This is a genomic window from Prolixibacter bellariivorans ATCC BAA-1284, assembly GCF_000621705.1.
Classification (GTDB): domain Bacteria; phylum Bacteroidota; class Bacteroidia; order Bacteroidales; family Prolixibacteraceae; genus Prolixibacter; species Prolixibacter bellariivorans.
Window position 1 is genome coordinate 262,196 of the sequence record NZ_JHXO01000009.1, and the last position, 21,982, is coordinate 284,177.

Genomic DNA, 21,982 nt, shown 5'->3' on the forward strand with positions numbered 1-21,982 from the left:
TCCATTTATTTCCATGACTTCTTAACGATTAAATCAAATCCCGAATTAGTCGTCTGATTCGTGGCCTGCAAATATAGCCAGCGAAGGAGCTGGTACTCCAATGTAATCTTTTGCGGTTCAATAATCTTGGTTTTCTTGTCGAGAGCAAATGTACGTTGATAACTCAAAAACAGGTTTTTGGTAATGTATTTTCCAACGGTTACACTGCTCGAAGACCAGTCCTCCCCGCCCGAAATCTCCAACACATCTAAATTTAGTGTCGACTGAAGAGCGTCCTTCAATAACGAAGAAACCTGTCCGAGTGCCAAATTTTTCGCCACACCGGAAGCACTGTTCACACTGGAACTTTGACTAGAACTCAGTTGATTTGATGACCGGCCAAATAAAATGTAAGCCAATGCATCCTGTTCATCGATGGTTGAATTATCGAGCCGGAAGCTAAATTCAGGCTGCAATGCCCGGCCGGTAATATGCAAGGTGAGTTTTCGAAGTTTTTTCTCCACATCCCGGAAAGAATAAACAATGGTAAAATCCACCTGCGGATTGATTTCATCACTACCGGTAAAAGTCAGGCTCCCCGATTCAAAATCGAAACGCTTGCCATACATCTTATAATATCCCCGCTGAACCATCAAGGTGCCAAAAAGATCCACCGGTTTTCCTTCTTTCACGGCCCGTAAATCACCTTTCAGCTCAAAATTCATATCCTTACCCTTAATCCAGAAGTCTCCTGGGATATGGACCGTGAAGGTTCCACTCAGGTTTCGGTAAAAATCGACTGACTGAAATGCTGAAACGGTATCCTTTACCGTTATCTGTTTACTACCTGTAGTATCCAATGAGGAAGCGTCGTTGACAGCTTGAACCAATAAGGGAGGATTCGGATCGGCCGATTTGACCGCCAGGCGTGCACGTAACGCGTCAGCATTCAAATGCGCTTTAACAACAGTCAGCTTTCCTGAAAATTTGGGCTGTTTTGGAGTTCCTTCCAGCAGCATATTCGTATTAATAACAGCATCGAGTAAATCGGAACTCGTCAGCGTGAAATTTTTCCCACTGATATTCATTTTAATATACTCCGGCTCTGCTCCCAATTGTGATTTCAATTGCACATAACCATGCATTCCCAGGTAACCTTTCCCCGATTTTAGCCCCAACGTATCGATAGAAAACCGGTTTCCTTCAAGTCCGCTACGCAACATGATGTCCCGGTATTTTAGTCCGTATTCATCATCACTAAATTGCCCGCCATCAAGCCGGACATGGCCGCCAATTTTCACATCATCAATAGTATTCGAAAGCTGAACATTCGCCGAGAACAGCCCGCTCACTTTCATTCCCTGCTTCTCAATAAACCGGTTGAACCGGGCAATCTCCAAACTGTCGATCCGCAAACTACCATGAACCGGTTCAGTTTTCCGAAGAAGGTAAATGCTATCGGCAAATGAAAGATGCAATGGAAGGTCCAGTTCGGCGGTTAAGAGCGAATCCTGCTCTCCTATCACACCTAACTGTAGAGTCAGCCGTTCGTCCTGGTAATTCACGTCAGCCGCAATTTGCTTTAAACTGATGGTGTCAAGAGCTGGTTTTTGTACATCCAGAAAGCCTTGTATTTCCGGGCTGGATGCATCGCCTGTCAGTCGGATACCGGAAGAAACAATTCCGCCCATGTTTTGAGGCACTCCCTTAAAATGCGGGATTTGGGACAAATCCAGATTATCGAGCGACAGGTTCAGATCCTCTGCTCCTTTGAAAGCGAACCGACCATCCACCGCAATCTGTTGCTTTTCTGAACTCAGTGTCAGATTTCGAACAACAATAGAATCACGGGTAGGTATTATCGATGTAGAATCGCTACCGCCCGTCCACTCCGAATGAATCAGATTCAGATGAAGCCGCTTTAGATCGATCCGGGGAACACCTTTATAATACACATTTGCGATGGCTTGCGCCTGAAGTGAATCGTTCATCACCAGATCAATCTGGTTTTCAAGGCTTCCATTGCTAAACCGGCTCTTCAATCCCAACGATTCTAGCGCCATGCCATTAATATTCATCGCGTTTGCCTGCAAGTTTACGTCACCATGATACAAACTGTCATGAAGCATGGCCTCTATTTTTCCTGAAAAAGAACCCACCCTGATAGAATCGTAACGAAGGTGATGGAGATTCAAATTTCCGACAAAATGAAGTGAATCAGCAGGTCCGGTCACGCTACCGGCTATAGCGCCTGTCGTTTCCGATGGCGGTAATCCCAGGGGCTTAGCCAGACTGTTGATGTCGCGTGCCTGAACGGTTACCGAAAAATCATTTGCAGAATGGATATTTCCCTTGCCATTGGCTGAAAGACGGAAAGCAGGAACTTCAAAGAGTAAACTGTCGATCCGATAGTCGCCGGCATGATAACTAATTCGCGTGTGGAAATCGGAAACCGGTTGACCAAACAGAACCGAAGCAGCCGATTTAATTTCAGCCTGTGCTTGCAAGCTATTCAAATCCTTGCCGGAACCACTCACTTCTACATCCAGATTCAAATCTGACTTCAACGTATCGGCGGACAGAAAATCAGCCGGATCCAGATGCCGCAGTTTCGCTTTTAGCTCGTAAACCGGCTGCGTAAATATCTTGTCTAACTGCGCAACACCTTCCATGCTTCCCAACCAGGTATCTGCCTCGACCCGGGCATGCATGCTGCCGGCTTGTTTATCCAGATTCATCTGCAGTTTTTTCACGGTATAACCGGAATACCGGGCATCGTTCAGGTGTCCATCCAATTTCAGCTGGTTGGTTTTCAGATCAAACCCATTACCCTCAACGGAAAAACGGCCGGAAATGGATGAAGTCAATGTCGTGTCGCCGGTCCACGTTGCTGCGTTTACACTGTCGATGTTCAGTTGAAAATTGTACCGCGGGTTCGATTGCAGATTACTGAACCAACCATCAAGTGAAAGCCGTTGCTTTGTCTCCTGAACGTTGAATTGCACCTCGTTTTGCTGCAAACCGCCTTTCAGCGAAAGCTGAATATTAGGCGCACCGTAAAGCGACTGGCTGACAAATGGTTGTATATCTGCGAAATCTAGCGGATGAAACGCCAATTGCACTTGAGCCAGGTTAAGGGAATCGAGCGGAATTTCTCCCCGACCAGACATCTGGGAACGGTTTGTTTCAAAGTGCAAATCAGACCAACTCAATCGCCGATTCTCCATTTCCATTTTTCCCGTTAAGGTTTTTATCTGAACATCGGGAGATTGAGTTTGCAATTGAAAGTGCTGCAAGTTGAGCTTCAGTTTTTCCGGTTCGAACCGGAAGGCCAGTTGTAAGTTCGCCAAAAGCTTTTTCGGAATAACGCCAGCAGTATCGAGCGACGAAACCGTTCCCTGAAAATCTTTCAACTGAAAATCGGCAACATCTACTTTCCAGAAACTCCCGCTTTTTGAAAGCGAATCTGTTTGCACATTTGTCGTGTCAGCCGGAATGAGATGTTCCAGGTTCCAGGTAGAATCGTTTTCCTGTTGAGCAAATACGCGAAGGCCTTCAAGACTGACGGATTCGATATGAACGTCCTTTTTCAAAATTGAAATCAGGGAATAGTGAACTTCCAGTTTTTCGAACGATACAAGCATCGTATCATTCCGCGAAAGCGAGAAGTTTTTCAAATAGAAATCGCCAAACAGATTTCCACTGATAGAATCGAGTTGCACGTTGGCATGCAGCATTTCACTTCCTTTGGACGAAACGACGGAAGCCAGCCATTGATTGAGCATTCCGGCACGAAGAATAAGCAGCAGGGACAGAATCAAAACAAGGATTCCGCCGATTACCCAACCTACTATTTTTGCTATTTTCTTCATCATACTAAAATGCCTGACCAATGGATATAAAAAATTGTGTTCGAAACTTATTCTCGAAAACCGGAGTTGCTACATCCAGTCGAATAGGACCAATCGGCGTTTTTATCCGCATCCCCAGACCGACGTCGTACTTCAAACCGCCCAACCGATAATCAAAAGCATTGGGCCATACGTTACCAAAATCCATGAATGCCGCCCCTCCAAAAATCTCGTAAACCGGGAACCGGAATTCCGCACTTCCTTCCAGGACACTGTTACCACCCACGGGAATTCCATTTTCGTTCACCGGAGAAACCTGGTTACGGCCCCAGCCCCGCAAGGAATTGGCTCCTCCCAAAAGAAACCGGTCTTCCAACGGACTCTCCTCATCTCCTTTGAGCGGACGAATCACACCAGCACGCAAACGCGCAGCAAACACCCAGTTTCCGTTAAACGGAATGTAATGCCGAACATCCGATTCCACTTTGACATAGTGATATTTCGATTGAAATCCGACTCCCATATAGGTAATGTAGGTATCCAACTTCCAACCTTTCGTCGGATCAAAAATATCGTTGGTCGTATTCCGGCTGACACCGAAAGTGATTCCCGATTTATTGTGAATTGAATCCTGCGGACTAACTGTCGAATCAGCAGTTACCAGTGTATTATCAGTCAACCAGTCCTTTTCCAGTGAATACATTAGATAGGCTGAAGTACCGGAAGAGAATGTTTTTTGAAATGTCACGCCGGATCCTAACCGATCAACTTCGAATCCAATTTCATTCTCACGGATGTAATATGGGTTCAGAATAAAATCAAGATTATCCAGAAAAATATCAGGTTGAATAAACTTGGCATCGAAGCTAAAAGGAAGAAAATAAGAGTGTTTCCCGTTAAGAATCAGTCGCCTCGCCCCTCCCAGAAAATGCAACCGGGTAAGTTCCGCCGATACCCGCACCCGGTCTTCGGAACCGTATCCCACACCAGCCTGAAGCGACCAACGTGGTTTTTCCTTTAAATAAATAGCAACGGGAATACTATCGCCCCTGATACTATCTGCCTGTGCGCGAACAACGACATAACTGAATAATTCGGTATCGAAAATCTTCTGCTGGGTTCGTTGCAATTGTTTACGGGAGAAACGATCACCTGAAGAAAACAGAAGCTTGTTCCGGATAAATTTTTCGGGTACCAGGGAATCTCCATGAAAGGTTATCTTGCCAAACCAGGCTTCCGGGCCCGGATGCACCTGAAAGTTAAGCCCAACGGAATGTTCTGTAGTATCGACCTGGATATCGCGTTTAACCTGCACCAGCGGATAACCTTTGTTGGTAAAAGCATTGGTTAATTTATCCTCGGCCTGGTATACCTGCTGATCAACAAAACGATTTCCCGGCTTAACCGGAAAATTTTTTCGGGCAGCGCTTATAATGGTCGAATCCAGTCGTGTTGTATCATCCTGTACTTCTACGTTACTGATAAGATAAGGTCTTCCCTCGTTGATCTGGATTAGAACTGAAATTCGTCTGCCTACTTTATTAGAATCAAGCGAGTAATCGATTTTAGGATGCAAAAATCCATTGCGCTGATAGTACTTTTTCAGCCGTTCGATATCATCATCCAGAATGTACTTTGAAAAAGCCGGAGCTGATTTCCAAAACTGCAATTTATCAAAGAATGTGGGGCCTTCCGTATTCATTTGTCCGGCAAGATCTCCATCTTCCAATGTCGCATTTCCCTCGAAGGTCACTTTTTTGACAACAGGCTCCTTTTGAGCAAAAGTCTCAAATGGCAACAGAAGAATGAAAGAGAATAGAAAAATTCTGAAGAGAGCCGACATACAAGTGAATTTGATCGATTTCGAATAAGCAAACCAATCCGTGAGGTGCATACAGCGAAACACTACTGTTATCACCATCCTGAAACGCTTAACTTACTAATTTAGTTTAAAAACTTCAATACGGCACATCCGAACAACGACCTTCTAAACGCTTCAATATTCCTGATATCTTCAGCCATAGCACTTAAAAAAAGAGCTGTCTCAAATAAAACGAAACAGCTCTCCAGCAAATATATTTTTCAATGTTTTATAATTCCAGATCGACATCATGTAATTCATGCCATGGTAAGCCATGTTTGTTCAATTCCTCCATGAACGGATCCGGATCAAACTGCTCTACATTGTTTACTCCGGGCTTTCTCCATTTTTCCTGCATGAACATCATGGCTCCAATCATGGCTGGAACTCCGGTTGTGTAACTAACTGCCTGCATACCGGTTTCTTTGTATGCCTCTTCGTGACTGCAATTATTATAAATGTAGTAGGATTTTTCTTTACCGTCTTTCAATCCACGAATGCGGCAACCGATGGATGTTTCGCCGTGGTAATTCTCACCGAGACCTCCTGGATCCGGCAATACCGCTTTTAGGAACTGAATCGGCACAATCTCTTTTCCTTCATAGATAATCGGCTCGATTCCTGCCATACCGATATTCTGAATAACGCGCAGATGTGTCAGATATTCCTGTCCGAAGGTCATCCAAAAACGGGCACGTTTAATCGTTGGGAAATTTTTCACCAGCGATTCCAACTCCTCATGGTAAATCAGGTAAGATTCTTTCGGACCAATATTCGGATAATTCAAAGGCTTGTGAATTTCATGTGGTTCGGTCAAAACCCAGTCGTCATTCTCCCAGTACTTTCCTTTCTGGGTTACCTCGCGAATATTGATTTCGGGATTGAAATTGGTAGCGAAAGCTTTACCGTGATCACCGGCATTACAATCAACAATATCGAGATACTGAACTTCGTCGAACACATGTTTTGCCGCATGTGCTGTAAAAATACTGGTCACACCCGGATCGAAACCGCAACCTAAGATAGCAGTCAAACCTGCTTCCTTGAAACGATCGTGGTAAGCCCACTGCCATTTATATTCGAATTTGGCTTCTTCTTTCGGTTCATAATTAGCCGTATCCAAATAGGAAACTCCTGTCTCGAGGCAGGCATCCATGATGGTCAAATCCTGATAAGGCAAAGCCACATTCACCACCAGGTCCGGTTGAAACGAACGAATTAACCCGACCAATTGAGGTACACTGTCAGCATCTACCTGAGCCGTTTGAATACGGTTCCCACCTATTTTTTCAGCAATCGCATCGCACTTTGATTTGGTGCGGCTTGCCAGCATAATTTCTGAAAATACTTCAGGAAGTCCGGCCATTTTGTGAGCAACAACGGTTCCCACTCCACCGGCACCAATGATCAACACTTTACCCATCAAAAATATCTGTTTATTCAGGTTCAACAATTCAAAAACGGCGTAAAGTACGCAATTTTTCGAGGCAAAAAGATAGGGAATTTAAAATTAGAATGAAACCGGAAAACCAAGAACCTTGAACGTGGAAAACAAATAGGATTTTGAGGGGGAATCAGAACAGAACGGTTTGATGTCAGACGAAGAACCACTGAATTTAAATCAGTTAAAATATCATATAATGAAAAAAGTTACGTTGTAATGTTACGTACCCACTGAATTTTGTGAGAATTTATGAATGTCGGAACAAGCCAAATGTTAGAAAAGTGGAAGAGTTTTCTGGCTCGTTCCCGCGACCCTGAATTTTTATTTTCCGGTCGTGGAGAACTGCTCTATTGCTCTCCCTCCAGCTTCCATATAGCCAATCTCCGGCAAGTTGATTTACCCGCAGATTCGGACAAATGGCTGCAAATCATCGACGAATCAGATCGAACAAAATGGTTAACCTGGTTTGAACAAGCATTTCTGGAACCCTACAATCCGATTCTTCAGAAACTCAGCATAACTTCCCACTCAGGAACATCTGTCGAATATCTTGCTGCATCACAACTCATCTCCATTGACGATGCGGAAACAAATCTTCTTCGGGTTACCTTGCGTGAAGAGCATCAACAACCCAAACAGCAAGATAATAATCAGGAATTACTGGAACAGATTATCCAGCTGGTTAACCAGAACACATCTCTTGACCGAAAATTAAATCATTTTTTGCACGTCGTATGTCCTCGTCCGGATATCAAACATCTGTTTATATATCATACGCAAGGTCATACTGAAGCCTCGGTGTACAGTTGTTCATCGGATAAGGAACAATTTCAGGTTGTCCCGGAGCAAACCAGGACATTGACAAATACCTGGAAAGAACTACTCTTTTATATTGAGCCAGATCAGAAAAAGATACACCTGCGCCAGTCGGATCTACCGGAAGAACAAGCCATGAAGTTCAGAAATATCGAAATCGAAGAACTTTATCTGTTTCCAATCACCTCCCACAATAGTCAATCCGCCTGCTTGGGAGTCGTACCCCAGGTCGCAGGCAAGGTGAATGAAGCTTTGTGGGAAGAATTAAGCCGCTTATTATCCATCGCCTGGATATCGGACAGCAACCGCAAAAGGCTCATTCATTACAAAGAGAAATTAGATTGGATGCTCGATACAACCGGGCAATGGTATTGGGAGTACAATCCATCCAAGGCAAAATTTGTAATTGACCGGCATTGGATGATTAAATGCGGCTATACCGAAAATCATCTCCCAAAAGAGGACTTCCTACGTTATATTCACCCTAACAACAGGCATGAATTTGTCAAGCTGTTGGACATTCCTTCAGAAGCACGAAATCATGTTTTCGAAACTGACTTTCGCTTCCAAAAGGCAAATGGTGAATACCAGTCAATTACCTGCAAAGGTAAAACGATGTTCAGTCATCATTCAGGACAACCACGTATCGTCGGGGTACTGAGTGAAATTGCTCAGGTAAGTTCAGTTCAGGAGCGTTTTGACCAGGCATTTCAGTTGAGTCCCTCAATTATGGCCATTACGCAAATGTCCACGGGGGTGATTCTTGACGCCAATCAACGTTTTCTAGACCTACTGGGGAAAACGAAAGAGGAAGCACTGGGACTCAACTTTTTCGACCTGAGATTTTTCTCGCAAGAAACACAGGAGTACCTGAGAGAACGATTATTAAGAGATAAGAAATTTGTTAATGAAGAGATTACCATTAACCTTGGCGATCAGCTGAAATTTGGATTATACAGCGCGTCCGCCTTTATGAGCAACGGAGAAATGCTGGTCATATCCTCCGTTCAGGATATTACAGAACAGAAAAACATTAGTAAAGAACTAAAGCAATACCGCGAAAACATTAATGAACTCGTACAGCAACGAACGTCCGAGCTGAATAATAGCAGACATTACTACGAAACGCTTATCCAGGAAATGACCGATTATGTCTGTCATTCGCTTCCCGATACGACTATTCTTTTTGTTAACGAAGCCTATTCCCGTTACATTGGTCAACCTCGTGAGGTACTAATTGGGAAAAAATGGATTGACTTCATTCCGGAGTTTTCGCTGGACTTCATTCAAGAACAAATCCAGACGATTAGCACAAAAAGGAAGGTCCATACATTCGAAGTTTATATACCAGCTCTCAATGGACAGCCGGAAAACTGGATTCAATGGATCAATGTCCCGATACTTGACGAGAACGGAGAAATCAGTGAGATACAATCCAGTGGACGTGACATTACCAACATCAAGCAAATACAATCGGAATTAAGTGCGGCCAAAGAAATGGCCGAAGAATCAGGAAGGCTCAAATCTGCATTTCTGGCCAATATTTCACACGAAATCCGCACGCCGATGAATGTCATTCTTGGTTTTACCAATTTACTTATTGACAACGATCTGGAAGAAGATGAACGGCAAGAATTTGCCGGACACATAACCAATAATGCCAATTTATTACTCCGTGTTCTGGATAATATTTTGGAAATTTCGCGGATGGAAGCCGGTTTTACGGATATCGAGAAATCGCCGTGCGACATCAATAAAATGCTGGAAAGTCTTTGCCAGGAATATGCAAAACTGGCACAGCCAGGCGTGCAAGTTAACTGTTGTCGCGCCATTGAAACCCCGGTTTCGTTTATGACTGACAAAAGAAGAATGAAACAATTGTTCACCAACCTGATGGACAATGCGGTTAAATTCACCAGTGAAGGTCATATCGAATGTGGATACAGGCTACATCCGTCCTCTCATAGTTTCAATCAAATTGAGTTTTACGTTGAAGATACCGGAATTGGCATCCCAGCTCATTTAATTCCGGTAATTTTCGAACCTTTCCGACAGGCCGACAACAGTCTTACCAGACAATTTGGTGGAACCGGACTGGGTTTATCTATTTCTAAAAAATTAGCCGAACTATTAGGTGGAACCCTGAGCGTTAATTCTGTTCCGGGAAAAAAGACAGTCTTTTCTGTCACTTTTCCATTTCAACCTTCAAATCTGAAAACAACAAACAACATGGTACACAACATTACCGATAACAAGTATCATTTTGTGCCCGACTGGCAGCAGCACAAAGTATTAATTGTTGAAGATGTGGAATCGAACTACCAATACATTTATAGTGTACTTGGTAAAACCGGAATTCAAATCATTTGGGCTTCCGATGGTAAGGAAGCAATTGAATTTTACCGGGACAATCCGGACATCGATCTGGTTTTGATGGACATTAAACTTCCGATTATGAACGGGCTCGATGCGACCCAGACACTCAAAAGTCTGAATCCCGATTTACCGGTGATTGCTGTTACGGCATATGCCATGTCTGAAGACAAGGATAAATGTCTGGAAGCAGGTTGCGACGATTTCATTGTAAAGCCGGTCAACCGTTTTGAGCTACTGGCAAAAATCGAGAACTATTTTGAGTCGCAGGAACTATAGGCAGGACTGCTTGTAATCGTTTGACTGAATGAGAAAAACTGTCAGAAATAATTTCGTTCTGCTTTCATATCAAACAATCTGCAGGCATCTGCCCGATCTGATATGCGCAAAGCATCAGAATCAGGAAAAAATTGTTTAATTCGAAATCACTGAAAATAAACGCTATATTTGCACTGATTCTGATTTGATATTAAGCGCACATATACTAATTCCACATTCGCATTAGTTAATCACTGCACTTTTTTTAAATCCTTTTTCGGCACCGCTACATGCGGACCAGTTGTTTTCCACTGGTAGTCAACCAATTTAACCGGACCGAATTACTGTAATCAACATACAAAACAATATTTCCGAATGAAAGGAAGGACCTTTTAGTAAACTGTCCACTTCTGACATTCGGGGCACGAAAGACCGAAACATTCGGTACTAAAATGGAGTAAATACAAACAGTCAGGTTTATTATCAATTAAAATTATTTATGGGTAGATCACAGGAAACTTTCAACAAAAAAGAAGTAAGAAACAAGAAAGAGAAAAAGAGAAAAGAGAAAGTAGCGCGAAGGCAAGCCAAGAAGGACAATGAGAAGAAAGGCAGCCTCGACGATATGATTGCTTACGTTGACGAAAACGGAATGATTACGGATACTCCTCCCGATCCTGGTAAGAAAACGAAGACAAAGGCAGAAGATATTGAAATCAGCATTCCGAAGAAAGAAGATATGGAGCAACCTGATCCCATCAGAAAAGGAAAGGTTACGTATTACAACGATTCCAAAGGGTATGGTTTTATCAGGGATACTGAGACTCAGGATAGTGTGTTTGTGCATGTAAACAACACGCTGGATGAAATTACTGAAGGTAGTAAAGTTACCTTCGAAGTGGAACCTGGTCCAAAAGGCCCGGTTGCTGTCAGGGTAAAACTTCTCGATCAGTAATCAGCTGTAAACTTTTAGTCAGAACGATGCACTAATGCTGGTTCACTGACTGTTTCCCGGCAATTACTTTGGTTTCTGACAACTAAAGAAGACAAAACTTTAACAAAATAAGCCGTCACTCAATACAGAGACTGTATTTCGTGGCGGCATTTTTTATGTTCAAATCCAAACCAGAACTAACTAAATCCATCTATTCGAAAACTTTCATTTCTTCTGAAAGCGAACTATCTTCCAACAACATTGTAAAATCCATCAATCTTGGAAACATCGTTATATGGAGAAACACGAAATTGCGTCAGCCCGACTGCTAAACCAACAAATTTCTGCATCCAATAGAACATCACCATCTCAAAGTGTCAAATGGCTTGGAGCCATGCAGGCTCAGGATGCTGCCATGGCCCTGTGGGCAATTGGACTAAGAACACCCTATTCAACCATATCATCCGTCATAAAGGCTTGTGAGCGAGGAGAAATAATCCGCACACATCTCATGCGTCCCACCTGGCACTATGTATCGGCTGACGATATTTACTGGATGCTTGAATTAACTGCACCCCAGATTAAAAACTCCTTAAAAACACGCCACAAACAGTTAGGCATAACTGATGATATCCTGAAAAGAGTAAAAGACATTTTCATCGAATACCTGATGAGAAACGGTGCTTCACCACGCGAAGAATTGGTCTCTCAATTGAAAGAAGCCGGCATTCCGAATGAGGATAACAGGGCTGCACACTTGCTTATGCACACAGAGTTGGACGGAATCATTTGCAGCGGACCAATGAAAGGCAACAAACAAACCTACGCCTTGCTGGAAGAAAGAGTTCCAAAGAAAAAGACACTGCCCTACGAAGAAGCGTTAGCTGAACTGGCCATGAGATATTTTTCCAGCCATGGACCTGCCACCCTAAATGATTTTGCCTGGTGGTCGGGCCTTAGAGCAAAACAAGTGAAGCTTGCTATCGAACTGGCAAAACAGCAACTGCAATCTGCAATAATAGATTCACAGGAATATTGGTTCTCATCGAATACTCAATTCTCTAAAACAAATCATCAGTCGGTTCATCTCCTACCAGCATTTGATGAGTTTATTATCAGCTACCGCGACAGAAGCGCTATTCTTACTTCTGAGCACCATAAAAAAGCGGTTTCCCGGAATGGCTTATTTTGGCCGGTCGTTGTGGTAAACGGAAAAGTGGAAGGATTGTGGAAAAGAACAATCAAAAAAGATAACGTAAACATCGAAACCAATTTCTTTGAGTCACCTCCCAAACATGTTGCTCAAAAGGTATTGAAACAGAAGCTAATTTTAGCCAGTTTCCTCGGAAAAAAACTCACCGATTAATAAGACCAATTTGCTTTGAATAACAAATCTTAAAATCGGAAAGCCAGAAAACTTTATGCGTTAAGGAATTGTTTTCTAGCTATACACTGCCTTGGTCTCACCAATCTAACCGAATAACATTCAGTACTAATTAAAATTCAACAAGATGAAGAAAATTCTTTTTTTAACCGGTGATTTCGCAGAAGATTACGAAACCATGGTACCGTTTCAGATGCTCGAAATGGTAGGCTACGAAGTTCATGCCGTTTGCCCCGGAAAGAAAAAAGGGGAAACCGTTAAAACGGCTATTCATGATTTTGAAGGCGACCAGACCTATTCAGAAAAACCGGGACACAATTTTGCACTGAATTACAGTTTCAAAGATGTTAAAGCGGAACAATACGACGGGTTGGTAATTGCGGGAGGAAGAGCCCCTGAATACCTGCGTCTGAATAAAGACTTACTGGAAGTTGTGAAGCATTTCTTTGTTGCAAACAAGCCCGTAGCGGCTATCTGCCACGGAGCCCAGATTTTAACAGCAGCCAATGTGGTAAAAGGAAGAAAGCTGACCTGCTATCCGGCGGTTGGACCCGAGGTAACTCTGGCCGGAGGCGAATATCAGGATATCCCGGTAACCGATGCTTATGTTGATAGGAATTTGGTTACCTCGCCGGCGTGGCCAGCTCATCCGGCTTTCATCCGTGAGTTTTTGAAAATAATGGGCGCTAAAATTCAGATTTAATACGCATAAAATGACATTTGAGAAAAGGACCGGATATTATTCTGAATCAGAACTTTTTCCGGTTCTTTTTCATTATCGGTATGTAATTCTCCAATTTCTGAGCATTCCATATCTTTGAGCCACAAATTAAAAAGGGGTTATTATGTTTATTGTAATTCTAACATACAAAGTCGCGATTGAGGAGGTGGAAAAACATCTGGAAGCGCACGTTGAATACCTGAAAAAACAATATGAAGCAGGGAGTTTCATTGCTTCCGGAAGAAAAGTGCCACGTACCGGTGGAGTGATTCTTTCAAATACGGACTCCAAAGAAGAGCTCGAAAATGTACTCTCACAGGACCCATTCAATATCAATGATGTGGCTGATTATGAAATTATCGAATTTGTCCCCACGATGACGAGTAAAGAACTTGAATTCCTGAAAGTGACGATGTAATCCTTTTCAGCATCATCTAGTATTAAGAATTAACCTTAAAACTTTCACATCATTAATTCCAAATCAACACATTCTTGTTTTACGCCCCGAAAAGCATAATTTTATGCCAAATTTCACCACATGCAAATATTGTCTCCCAACGAATTCCTTGATAAAGCAGAATATACACCTGTAGTTGATGTTCGTTCACCCGCCGAATACGCCGAAGGACACATTCCGGGAGCGATCAACATTGCACTCTTTTCAAATGACGAACGAGCCAAAGTAGGAACCGTGTACAAGCAGCAGGGCCGGCTTCAGGCCATTGAACTAGGTTTGGATATCGTTGGTCCTAAAATGTCAGGATTTGTGAAAGAAGCACAAGCTTTAGCTTCCGGTGGAGAGTTGCTTGTTCACTGTTGGCGTGGAGGAATGCGTTCAGAAAGTATGGCCTGGCTATTCGAGCGGGTAGGCATACAATGCTTCACGCTGAAAGGAGGTTACAAGGCTTACCGCAATCTGTTGTTGGAAGAACTTGGGACCATTCCCCGCCTAATTGTTCTGGAAGGATTTACCGGCAGTGGGAAAACAGAGGTGTTGCAGGAATTGGACCAACAAGGCGAACAAATTTTGGATCTGGAAGGTCTGGCCAATCATCGCGGTTCCGTTTTTGGCGGTGTGGGACAAGGAGAACAACCCACCACACAACAATTCCAGAATAATTTGCTGGCCGTTTCACGGAAACTCGACCGTGAAAAACGTGTTTGGGTAGAAGGTGAAAGCAAAAGCATCGGTCGCGTTTTCCTACCCGATTCCTTTTGGAAAAACATGAATCAAGCCCGAATCATTGAAATTGACGTACCAATTGAAGAGCGAGTCAAGCGAGTTGTCAAAGATTACGGGATGCTTGAAAGACCTCAAATGGAGAAGGCTATTTTATCTTTACACAAAAGGCTTGGGGAAGAACAAACCAACACGATTCTCGAATTATATCAAACGGATAAGCTGGAACAGGTCGCAGCCATGTTACTCAGTTATTACGATAAAACATATCGCTACAGCCGTGATAAATACAAAAAGAGTTGCGCCAGCGTCGATTTGAGCGGGAATAATATCCGCGAAGATGCCGGAAAGCTCGTGGAAAAAGCAAACGAATTAAAGTTTTAAACGGAAAATGGAAAAAAAATCAGATAATCAACCAGTCATTAAGCCGCTAAGGCTTACGCAATATTCACATGGTGCGGGATGCGGATGCAAAATATCCCCAAAGGTTTTACGAAACATTCTGGCCGAAACAGAAACGGAGATTGACGATCCCAATCTCTTGGTAGGTAACGGTACACTCGACGATGCTGCGGTATATGCCATCGATGATGAAAAGGTACTCATCTCCACCACCGATTTCTTCACTCCTATTGTAGATGATCCATATGATTTTGGAGGCATTGCATCAGTGAACGCCATAAGTGATATTTATGCTATGGGCGGAAAACCACTGATGGCCATTGCAATCTTGGTATGGCCGGTGGATAAGCTTCCGGCTGAAACCGCAGGGAAAGTTCTTGAAGGAGCGAAAAGAGCCTGTGCACAGGCAGGTATTGCCATTGCCGGCGGACACAGCATCGACGGCCCGGAGCCAATTTTTGGCTTGGCTGTTACGGGAATAGCATCGAGAAAGCACATAAAGAAGAACAGCTCCGCAGTTGCCGGTTCCGAACTTTACCTGACCAAACCATTGGGAGTTGGCATTTTAACCACAGCGCAAAAACAAGGCATCCTCAAAGAAGAAGACTTGGATGTCGCCCGCAACTCGATGATTACCCTGAATAAAATTGGCCAGGAACTGGGAGAACTGGAAGGAGTAACAGCCATTACCGACGTAACCGGATTTGGGCTGCTGGGACATTTATCCGAAATATGCGAAGGAAGCAATCTAAGTGCGACTATCGATTCGGCAAAAGTGCCGACACTGAACAATCTTGATTTCTACATCAAGCACAAAACCTTCCCGGGTGGTACCTTCCGAAATTTTGACAGTTATGGACACAAGATTTCTCCCCTGACGGAAGAACAAAAGGTGGTACTTTGCGATCCGCAAACCAGCGGCGGACTTTTGGTTGCAGTCGATCCTGCCCACCGGGAGAAATTTCTTGAGGTAACCTCACGTTATGGAATGCAACCGGAGTCATTTGGTTTGCTTACCGCTCCGAAAGAATTTGTCGTTCAGGTAAACTAAAACAGGCGATTAAAACAGATCAACAGCAGCCATTACCATCTACCAGAATACCCGGATGGTGATGGCTGTTGTATTCAAACTGCAGTGTTACATGCTCGATGCCGTACTCGTGATGCAGCAATTCCTCGATATCGTGACGCACGTTAAGTGTTTCACTGGTCGGTAAATCATTTTGCAGGTTAACATGTGCCTCAAAATAGAGACTTCCTTCCGAAAGCGCCCATGAATGAAGGTGATGGACGTTATTGATTTCCGGCAATGTTTCCAGTTTTTTCTTGGCCTCTACCAAATCAACCTCCGACGGGGTAAACTGCATCAGTACCGAAGTTGATTCTTTCAACAATCCAATTGTGTGATAAAGAATGTAAACACTGATGACGACAGTCACCAGCGGGTCAATCCAGTAAATTTGCCACATTTCAATCACAACGGCACCAATAATAACGGCCAGTGAGGTAAGTGCATCACCTAACAGGTGAAGATAAGCTGCCCGGACATTGATGTTGCTTCCTTTATCCTTTTGCAAGAGAAGCACCGAAAATACATTTGCTACCAATCCAATAATCCCCATCCACAACATGATGCCACCGTTAACCGGAGTAGCATCGGTAAAACGTTGCGCCGCTTCCACTATCAGGTAAGCCGAAACGGCAATCAGAGCAACCGAATTGATGAACGCTGCCAGAATCTCACTTCGGCGAAAGCCAAAAGTTTGGCGTGGCGTGCCCGGCTTTTTTCCCAAGCGGTAAGCAATCCAGGCAAGCAATACCGCAACGCCGTCACTCAGATTATGTAACGCGTCTGAAATCAGTGCCAAACTGTTCGACAGAATTCCCCCCACAATTTGAGCGGCTGTGATAATGAAGTTCAGAATAATGGTCAGGAAAAGCTTCTTCCCGGTCATACTATCGACCGCGGCATGCTCGTGATGATGGTGGTTATGATGATGTGAACTCATAAGAATACAAATTTAAAAAAACCCCGGTTCAATCGAACCGGGGTTGTAACCCTTAAAACACCAACGCAAAGGAAATCAATCAAGAATTAAACCAACTAACCTAACTTAACTAAACAAACCATAGAAAAAACTACTGTACTCATTCTCTGAAACGTAACAGCAATAAAAAGGTTTACAAATTGACCTGAAAATTGATACTAAAAGCGAAAAAAAACACCCTTGATTAAATTCAATTTTAAGAGAAGAAGTACTCCAATTGAAAACTTCTGAAGAACGATGCATAATCCTATGATTTTTTATATTTTCAGACGAACGAAATCAAATAACCTGAAATCCATGAAACAGAAACAACAGATCATTATCCTTCTTCTCCTTGTACTACCAATCATTGGAAAATCACAAAATGTTATTCTCAGAACCATCGACGATGTACGATTCTCCAAAATGATACAAGGAGAACATTTCGGCATCCAAAACCTTTCTCTGAAAGATATCAAAGGTTCACCTTACCTGAACGACCAATTTGTAAAAGGAACTGTTATTACGACTAAGAATGAAAAATACGTAGATGTTCCGTTGCGATACGACCAATACCAGGATGAACTGCAGTTTGAGAAGGATGGAAAAGCAATGACATTTTCACCCAGGGATGTCGTAAAAAGAGCGGAGTTCGGCAATCGCGTATTTACCTATACTAAATACCAGTTCACTGATAAAAAAATAAAAGAAGGCTACTTCGAAATTTTGGCTGATGGTAATGTCAGGCTCCTGGCACAACATACCATCAAGTTCTTCGAAAAAGAAAAAGAGAAACCTTACGTAGAGCCCAAGCCAGCCCGGTTCGACTGGCCCCTGGAAGAATTTTACATCCAGGTAGGCGCTTTCCCTGCTCAACATGTCAGTAAGAAAAAGAACCTGTTGGAAGCTTTCCCAAAACATCAGAAAGAAATAGCAGATTATTACAAATCCAACAAGCTATCAACCAAAGACAAAGCGGATTTGATTAAGCTGGTACAATACTACAATTCACTGAACTAAATCTCATTTTAATGGATTATGTTATCATTGCCGCCAGTGCCATCTTAATGTTAGTTGGCTTAATTGGGTGTGTCCTTCCGGCTCTCCCCGGACCAACACTTTCGTACCTCGGTCTGGTGGTCCTCAGTTTTTCCGACAGAGTAACTTTTTCAACCAAATTCTTCATTATTTGGGGAGTAGTTGCCTTGGTCGTCACCGTTCTCGATTATGTAATTCCCATTTGGGGAACGAAGCGATTCGGTGGCAGTAAATATGGCGTTTGGGGAAGCATCATTGGGCTTTTGGTAGGCTTGTTTTTCCCACCGGTTGGATTCATCATCGGACCTTTTGCCGGTGCGGTAATTGGAGAAATGTATGCCGGCAAACGTTCCAAAGAAATGTTCCGGGCAGGATTTGGTTCGTTCATTGGATTCCTGGTAGCCACCTTCATAAAAATACTCATTTCAGGCACCATGTTTTTCCTATTCTTCAAGGGACTTTTCTGGTCCTGAGCGGTATAAAAAGGCGAGAAAACGGACTTCGAAATCCGAAAACCTCAGATCATTTTGAACTATCTCTCTCGTTGTAACGTATATATAATATCGCCCCCGTCGAAAACCACGTTACAATTTTCACTAATGAGAGGACTTATTTCATTTTACCGCAAACGCATATTCAGGATAGCAGAGTTTCTGGTAATCTTTGTGATTGTTCCTATTCTATTGTTCACAAAAGTTATCGACATCTCATTCATGCCAGTGCTGGCCATCGGAGCGTTGATTTTTCTGATACAACTCATCCGTGATCCCTCCTTTCGGAGAAAACGACTGTGGAACTGGAATAAAGCAAGAAAATCCATCGGAACCATCTTTCTCTATTTCATCCCAGTGGCCCTTCTAATGACGGCTGTCGTTTATTTCTGGGAACCGGAACACCTTTTTTATCTGCCGCGAAAGCACCCGTTACTATGGCTGGGCTTGCTTATCTTCTACCCGCTTTTTTCCGTTATTCCGCAAAATATCGCATTCCGGGCATTTTTTGTTCACCGTTACCGGAATCTCTTCCAGAGGAACACCACAATTATCCTGGCCAGTGCCGCAATGTTCGCTTTTGGGCACATTATATTCCATAACTGGCTGGCTATTATCCTCACCTTCGTTGGTGGCATACTATTCACCAAACGCTACATCGAAACAAAATCATTGGTCGCCAGCATTATTGAGCATTCGCTTTACGGAGCTTGGCTTTTCACCTGCGGATTAGGCATGTTTTTCACACAACAGGGGATATAAATTTTCTTTATTCAAACTGAAATAAACTTCGGAATCCGTCCACAACCGCCAATTGACAACCTCCGCTGTGCTGAGAAGCTTTATCAATGATTCGATTCCATTCTTCAGTCTGCTCAGAAGTCGGCTTTTCTTTGTTCATTCTCAGATCTACCGCTTCCAATCCGGCTTCCGCCAGAAAGGATAAACTCTCTGAAAGGTGAGCTACTTCTGCTATTCGGGGATGCATTGCAAAAGCTGGTTCTAATCGGGCATGATTCCCTTTCCATTTCTCAAGCAATCCCTTTATTTCCTGGAAATGCTGGTTATTTTCAGGTTCACTTACCCATTCCCTGGTTATCTGATTAAAATGCCGGGCCGGCAAACTTTCCGGTCGCACTGCATCAACAACCCGATTGAGAGGAGTATAAACCGTAAGATTCTCATACATTCCAAGCCGCTCATAATATTTCACCTCCTCCAATTGGTCAGCTAAAATCTTTAATGGTCTGGCATATTCAGGTCCACCTATTTCAGCAAGAAAAACCGGATAATCGGAATCGTGTGTCAATCCTCTTGCTGTCAGTTCCGCTGAGATAAATGGAAGCCGACGGTACATATCATCTGCACTGGTTGTCAAAGCAGCCGGAGACCAAAGTTTTTCTGCGATAGCTGCCATACGCGGCCAGATTCGTGAATCAATCGTCCGGGCATTCACCAGCTCGCTCCACATACATGCCTCACCCCCTATGATGCGTGTCTTCTCTTCCTCATTTAACGGTCGTATTTTCTCAAACTCAACCGGCCTGGTTCCCGCCATTTCTGGTCCGCCAACTTTCGTGCCCTTCACTTCAAATCCCATGATGCTGACAGACATCTTTCCCGTAAGAGAATCGCTTTCCAGCGTTCCCGAAAACTCAGCTTTTCCGTAATCTGTATCCATGGTGAAATCCAGTTTCCTTCCATCAAAGCCGACCGTTTTAAAGCCAATAGTTGCTCCCATTATCTGCATAAATCCACGCACATTTTCGGGTGTACCGAATAACGCAAGCTTAGCAGAAAGCTTTCCTTCACTGGCTTTCATCTGAAGCTCAAGATCCCATGTTTGCCAATTCACACTATCCGGTTCAATGTCGACAGCACCGGGCAATATTTCCGGATCGACCTGGTAATGTTTCCCGGCCGGAAGTTTATGATCGAGATACCAGCCTGCAGAAAGAATAGCGCGCCCACCTTTTTGCACTGCTTCGAATAACGATTTCTGGCTACGCCATGACTGCACAATCACATCGGAAGTCAAATCGGGATGAAGAATTTCGTCCCAGCCAACCATTACTTTTCCATGTTTTTTCGCAATTTCATTTATCCGGTGATTGAAATAAGCCTGCAATCCATGAGCATCCGTAATATTATTCTCCTTCATGAAAGACTGAATGTCAGGATTATTCTCCCATTGTGTCGGCTCGACCTCATCACCTCCGATGTGAAGATATTTTCCGGGGAAAAGCCCGGCCATCTCACCCAAAAAACGATCAAGAAACAGATAAACGCTGTCCTTTGTGGGATCCATAACCGGATGAAGTACGCCAAAAACAGTATCACAAACATAAGGACCGGGAGCGCTCGCCAGTTCCGGATATCCGGTAAACCAACTGGTTGAATGTCCGGGAATATCGAATTCCGGAACAACCGTAATTCCTCTGTCTGAAGCATATTGGATGATTTCCCGCATATCATCCTGCGAATAGTAATTTCCTCCGGAACCCATTCCCTGCAGTTTCGGGTACAGTTTACTCTCGATCCGAAATCCCTGGTACTCGGTCAGGTGCAAATGGAGAACATTCAGTTTCAATGCGGCCATTCCGTCCAGATTCCGAAGAATAACCGCTTTAGGAATCCAATGTCGGCAAACATCGATCATCAGTCCTCGCCATGCATACCTTGGTGCATCTTCAATCTTGTAACCGGGCCATATGTAATGCTCCTCTTCCCTAACCGGTAATTGCGACAATGTTTCCAAGCCATGCAAAACGCCTTCTACACCCGGTGCTTCCAGAATGATATGATCTGATTTAAAACGCAAAGAATATCGTTCATTGTTCTTCAACGGATCGGGTGAGATCGGTTCTCCACCACATTGAATCTCGAGCCGGATGGCACGATTCTCCTGAATCTTTGATTCGGTAATTCGCTCAAGACGTTCCCGGAATCGGGTAACAGCTCTGTCCAACACAGGGCTCGAATAATCGGTAAACACGACTGAGAGTCCCATATCGGCAGGTACAGCACTTCCGCTCATTCTTACCTTAGCCGGTAATGGCATTACCTTGAGTGACGCCCGAACGGTATCATCAATCGCAGGTTTCGGAAACATTTGGTAGTAAAGTACAATTCCGCCGGCTACGAGCACCAGCACAACGCTGGAAATGATAAGAAGCCATTTTTTACGCATGGTTTGGTAGTTTGGTTTGGTTAGGCAAAAGAT

General features: G+C 43.6%; 15 protein-coding genes. 10 read left to right on the plus strand and 5 right to left on the minus strand.

Annotated features, from left to right (window positions below):
* Nucleotides 1-5 precede the first annotated feature (5 nt).
* The 3 genes from T426_RS0112910 to T426_RS0112920 all read right to left on the minus strand — a co-directional run bounded on the left by T426_RS0112910 (nucleotide 6) and on the right by T426_RS0112920 (nucleotide 7,114).
* Complete coding sequence (locus tag T426_RS0112910; protein ID WP_027585808.1) at nucleotides 6-3,854, minus strand: translocation/assembly module TamB; 3,849 nt, start codon at nucleotides 3,852-3,854, stop codon at nucleotides 6-8.
* A gap of 1 nt (nucleotide 3,855) precedes the next feature.
* Complete coding sequence (gene bamA, locus T426_RS0112915) at nucleotides 3,856-5,673, minus strand: outer membrane protein assembly factor BamA (protein WP_025863892.1); 1,818 nt, start codon at nucleotides 5,671-5,673, stop codon at nucleotides 3,856-3,858.
* 247 nt (nucleotides 5,674-5,920) lie between these two features.
* Nucleotides 5,921-7,114, minus strand: a complete 1,194-nt coding sequence (locus T426_RS0112920; RefSeq protein ID WP_025863891.1) for a saccharopine dehydrogenase family protein — start codon at nucleotides 7,112-7,114, stop codon at nucleotides 5,921-5,923.
* Between the two features lie 291 nt (nucleotides 7,115-7,405).
* Between T426_RS0112920 and T426_RS0112925 the strand changes: the two genes are divergently transcribed.
* The 7 genes from T426_RS0112925 (at nucleotide 7,406) to selD (ending at nucleotide 16,254) form a co-directional block, all read left to right on the plus strand.
* Nucleotides 7,406-10,603 carry a PAS domain S-box protein gene (locus T426_RS0112925; protein ID WP_169737686.1) on the plus strand — a complete coding sequence of 1,066 codons (3,198 nt, stop codon included), beginning with the start codon at nucleotides 7,406-7,408 and terminating at the stop codon, nucleotides 10,601-10,603.
* Nucleotides 10,604-11,081: 478 nt separating this feature from the next.
* Complete coding sequence (locus T426_RS0112930) at nucleotides 11,082-11,537, plus strand: cold-shock protein (RefSeq protein WP_025863889.1); 456 nt, start codon at nucleotides 11,082-11,084, stop codon at nucleotides 11,535-11,537.
* 274 nt (nucleotides 11,538-11,811) lie between these two features.
* Nucleotides 11,812-12,882, plus strand: a complete 1,071-nt coding sequence (locus tag T426_RS23665; RefSeq protein ID WP_025863888.1) for a winged helix DNA-binding domain-containing protein — start codon at nucleotides 11,812-11,814, stop codon at nucleotides 12,880-12,882.
* Between the two features lie 145 nt (nucleotides 12,883-13,027).
* Complete coding sequence (locus T426_RS0112940) at nucleotides 13,028-13,603, plus strand: DJ-1/PfpI family protein (RefSeq protein ID WP_025863887.1); 576 nt, start codon at nucleotides 13,028-13,030, stop codon at nucleotides 13,601-13,603.
* Nucleotides 13,604-13,745: 142 nt separating this feature from the next.
* On the plus strand, nucleotides 13,746-14,039 hold the full coding sequence (locus T426_RS0112950; RefSeq protein WP_025863886.1) for a YciI family protein: 294 nt from the start codon (nucleotides 13,746-13,748) through the stop codon (nucleotides 14,037-14,039).
* A 120-nt stretch (nucleotides 14,040-14,159) separates the two neighbouring features.
* Nucleotides 14,160-15,185: a tRNA 2-selenouridine(34) synthase MnmH gene (mnmH, locus tag T426_RS0112955; protein ID WP_025863885.1), complete on the plus strand. Its 1,026-nt coding sequence runs from the start codon at nucleotides 14,160-14,162 to the stop codon at nucleotides 15,183-15,185.
* 7 nt (nucleotides 15,186-15,192) lie between these two features.
* Nucleotides 15,193-16,254, plus strand: coding sequence for a selenide, water dikinase SelD (gene selD / locus T426_RS0112960; RefSeq protein ID WP_025863884.1), 1,062 nt, complete (start codon nucleotides 15,193-15,195; stop codon nucleotides 16,252-16,254).
* A 19-nt stretch (nucleotides 16,255-16,273) separates the two neighbouring features.
* Here selD and T426_RS0112965 read toward each other — a convergent pair whose 3' ends face one another.
* Nucleotides 16,274-17,212, minus strand: a complete 939-nt coding sequence (locus tag T426_RS0112965) for a cation diffusion facilitator family transporter (protein ID WP_025863883.1) — start codon at nucleotides 17,210-17,212, stop codon at nucleotides 16,274-16,276.
* Nucleotides 17,213-17,548: 336 nt separating this feature from the next.
* Between T426_RS0112965 and T426_RS0112970 the strand changes: the two genes are divergently transcribed.
* The 3 genes from T426_RS0112970 to T426_RS0112980 all read left to right on the plus strand — a co-directional run bounded on the left by T426_RS0112970 (nucleotide 17,549) and on the right by T426_RS0112980 (nucleotide 19,521).
* Nucleotides 17,549-18,250, plus strand: coding sequence for a hypothetical protein (locus tag T426_RS0112970; RefSeq protein WP_148303706.1), 702 nt, complete (start codon nucleotides 17,549-17,551; stop codon nucleotides 18,248-18,250).
* An 11-nt stretch (nucleotides 18,251-18,261) separates the two neighbouring features.
* On the plus strand, nucleotides 18,262-18,741 hold the full coding sequence (locus T426_RS0112975) for a DUF456 domain-containing protein (protein WP_025863881.1): 480 nt from the start codon (nucleotides 18,262-18,264) through the stop codon (nucleotides 18,739-18,741).
* A 126-nt stretch (nucleotides 18,742-18,867) separates the two neighbouring features.
* A complete protein-coding gene (locus tag T426_RS0112980) occupies nucleotides 18,868-19,521 on the plus strand; it encodes a CPBP family intramembrane glutamic endopeptidase (protein WP_027585811.1) in 654 nt (217 codons plus the stop codon).
* A gap of 7 nt (nucleotides 19,522-19,528) precedes the next feature.
* Here the strand turns inward: T426_RS0112980 and T426_RS0112985 are convergent, their stop codons facing one another.
* Nucleotides 19,529-21,949, minus strand: a complete 2,421-nt coding sequence (locus T426_RS0112985) for a beta-N-acetylhexosaminidase (protein ID WP_025863879.1) — start codon at nucleotides 21,947-21,949, stop codon at nucleotides 19,529-19,531.
* Nucleotides 21,950-21,982: the final 33 nt, after the last annotated feature.

Bases quoted from the DNA above. Each gene is read 5' to 3' on its own strand.
- mnmH (WP_025863885.1), top strand. From the start codon at position 14,160: ATGCAAATATTGTCTCCCAACGAATTCCTTGATAAAGCAGAATATACA.
- selD (WP_025863884.1), top strand. From the start codon at position 15,193: ATGGAAAAAAAATCAGATAATCAACCAGTCATTAAGCCGCTAAGGCTT.
- T426_RS0112975 (WP_025863881.1), top strand. From the start codon at position 18,262: ATGGATTATGTTATCATTGCCGCCAGTGCCATCTTAATGTTAGTTGGC.
- T426_RS0112910 (WP_027585808.1), bottom strand. From the start codon at position 3,854: ATGATGAAGAAAATAGCAAAAATAGTAGGTTGGGTAATCGGCGGAATC.
- bamA (WP_025863892.1), bottom strand. From the start codon at position 5,673: ATGTCGGCTCTCTTCAGAATTTTTCTATTCTCTTTCATTCTTCTGTTG.
- T426_RS23665 (WP_025863888.1), top strand. From the start codon at position 11,812: ATGGAGAAACACGAAATTGCGTCAGCCCGACTGCTAAACCAACAAATT.
- T426_RS0112940 (WP_025863887.1), top strand. From the start codon at position 13,028: ATGAAGAAAATTCTTTTTTTAACCGGTGATTTCGCAGAAGATTACGAA.
- T426_RS0112980 (WP_027585811.1), top strand. From the start codon at position 18,868: ATGAGAGGACTTATTTCATTTTACCGCAAACGCATATTCAGGATAGCA.
- T426_RS0112930 (WP_025863889.1), top strand. From the start codon at position 11,082: ATGGGTAGATCACAGGAAACTTTCAACAAAAAAGAAGTAAGAAACAAG.
- T426_RS0112950 (WP_025863886.1), top strand. From the start codon at position 13,746: ATGTTTATTGTAATTCTAACATACAAAGTCGCGATTGAGGAGGTGGAA.
- T426_RS0112985 (WP_025863879.1), bottom strand. From the start codon at position 21,949: ATGCGTAAAAAATGGCTTCTTATCATTTCCAGCGTTGTGCTGGTGCTC.
- T426_RS0112965 (WP_025863883.1), bottom strand. From the start codon at position 17,212: ATGAGTTCACATCATCATAACCACCATCATCACGAGCATGCCGCGGTC.
- T426_RS0112920 (WP_025863891.1), bottom strand. From the start codon at position 7,114: ATGGGTAAAGTGTTGATCATTGGTGCCGGTGGAGTGGGAACCGTTGTT.
- T426_RS0112925 (WP_169737686.1), top strand. From the start codon at position 7,406: ATGTTAGAAAAGTGGAAGAGTTTTCTGGCTCGTTCCCGCGACCCTGAA.
- T426_RS0112970 (WP_148303706.1), top strand. From the start codon at position 17,549: ATGAAACAGAAACAACAGATCATTATCCTTCTTCTCCTTGTACTACCA.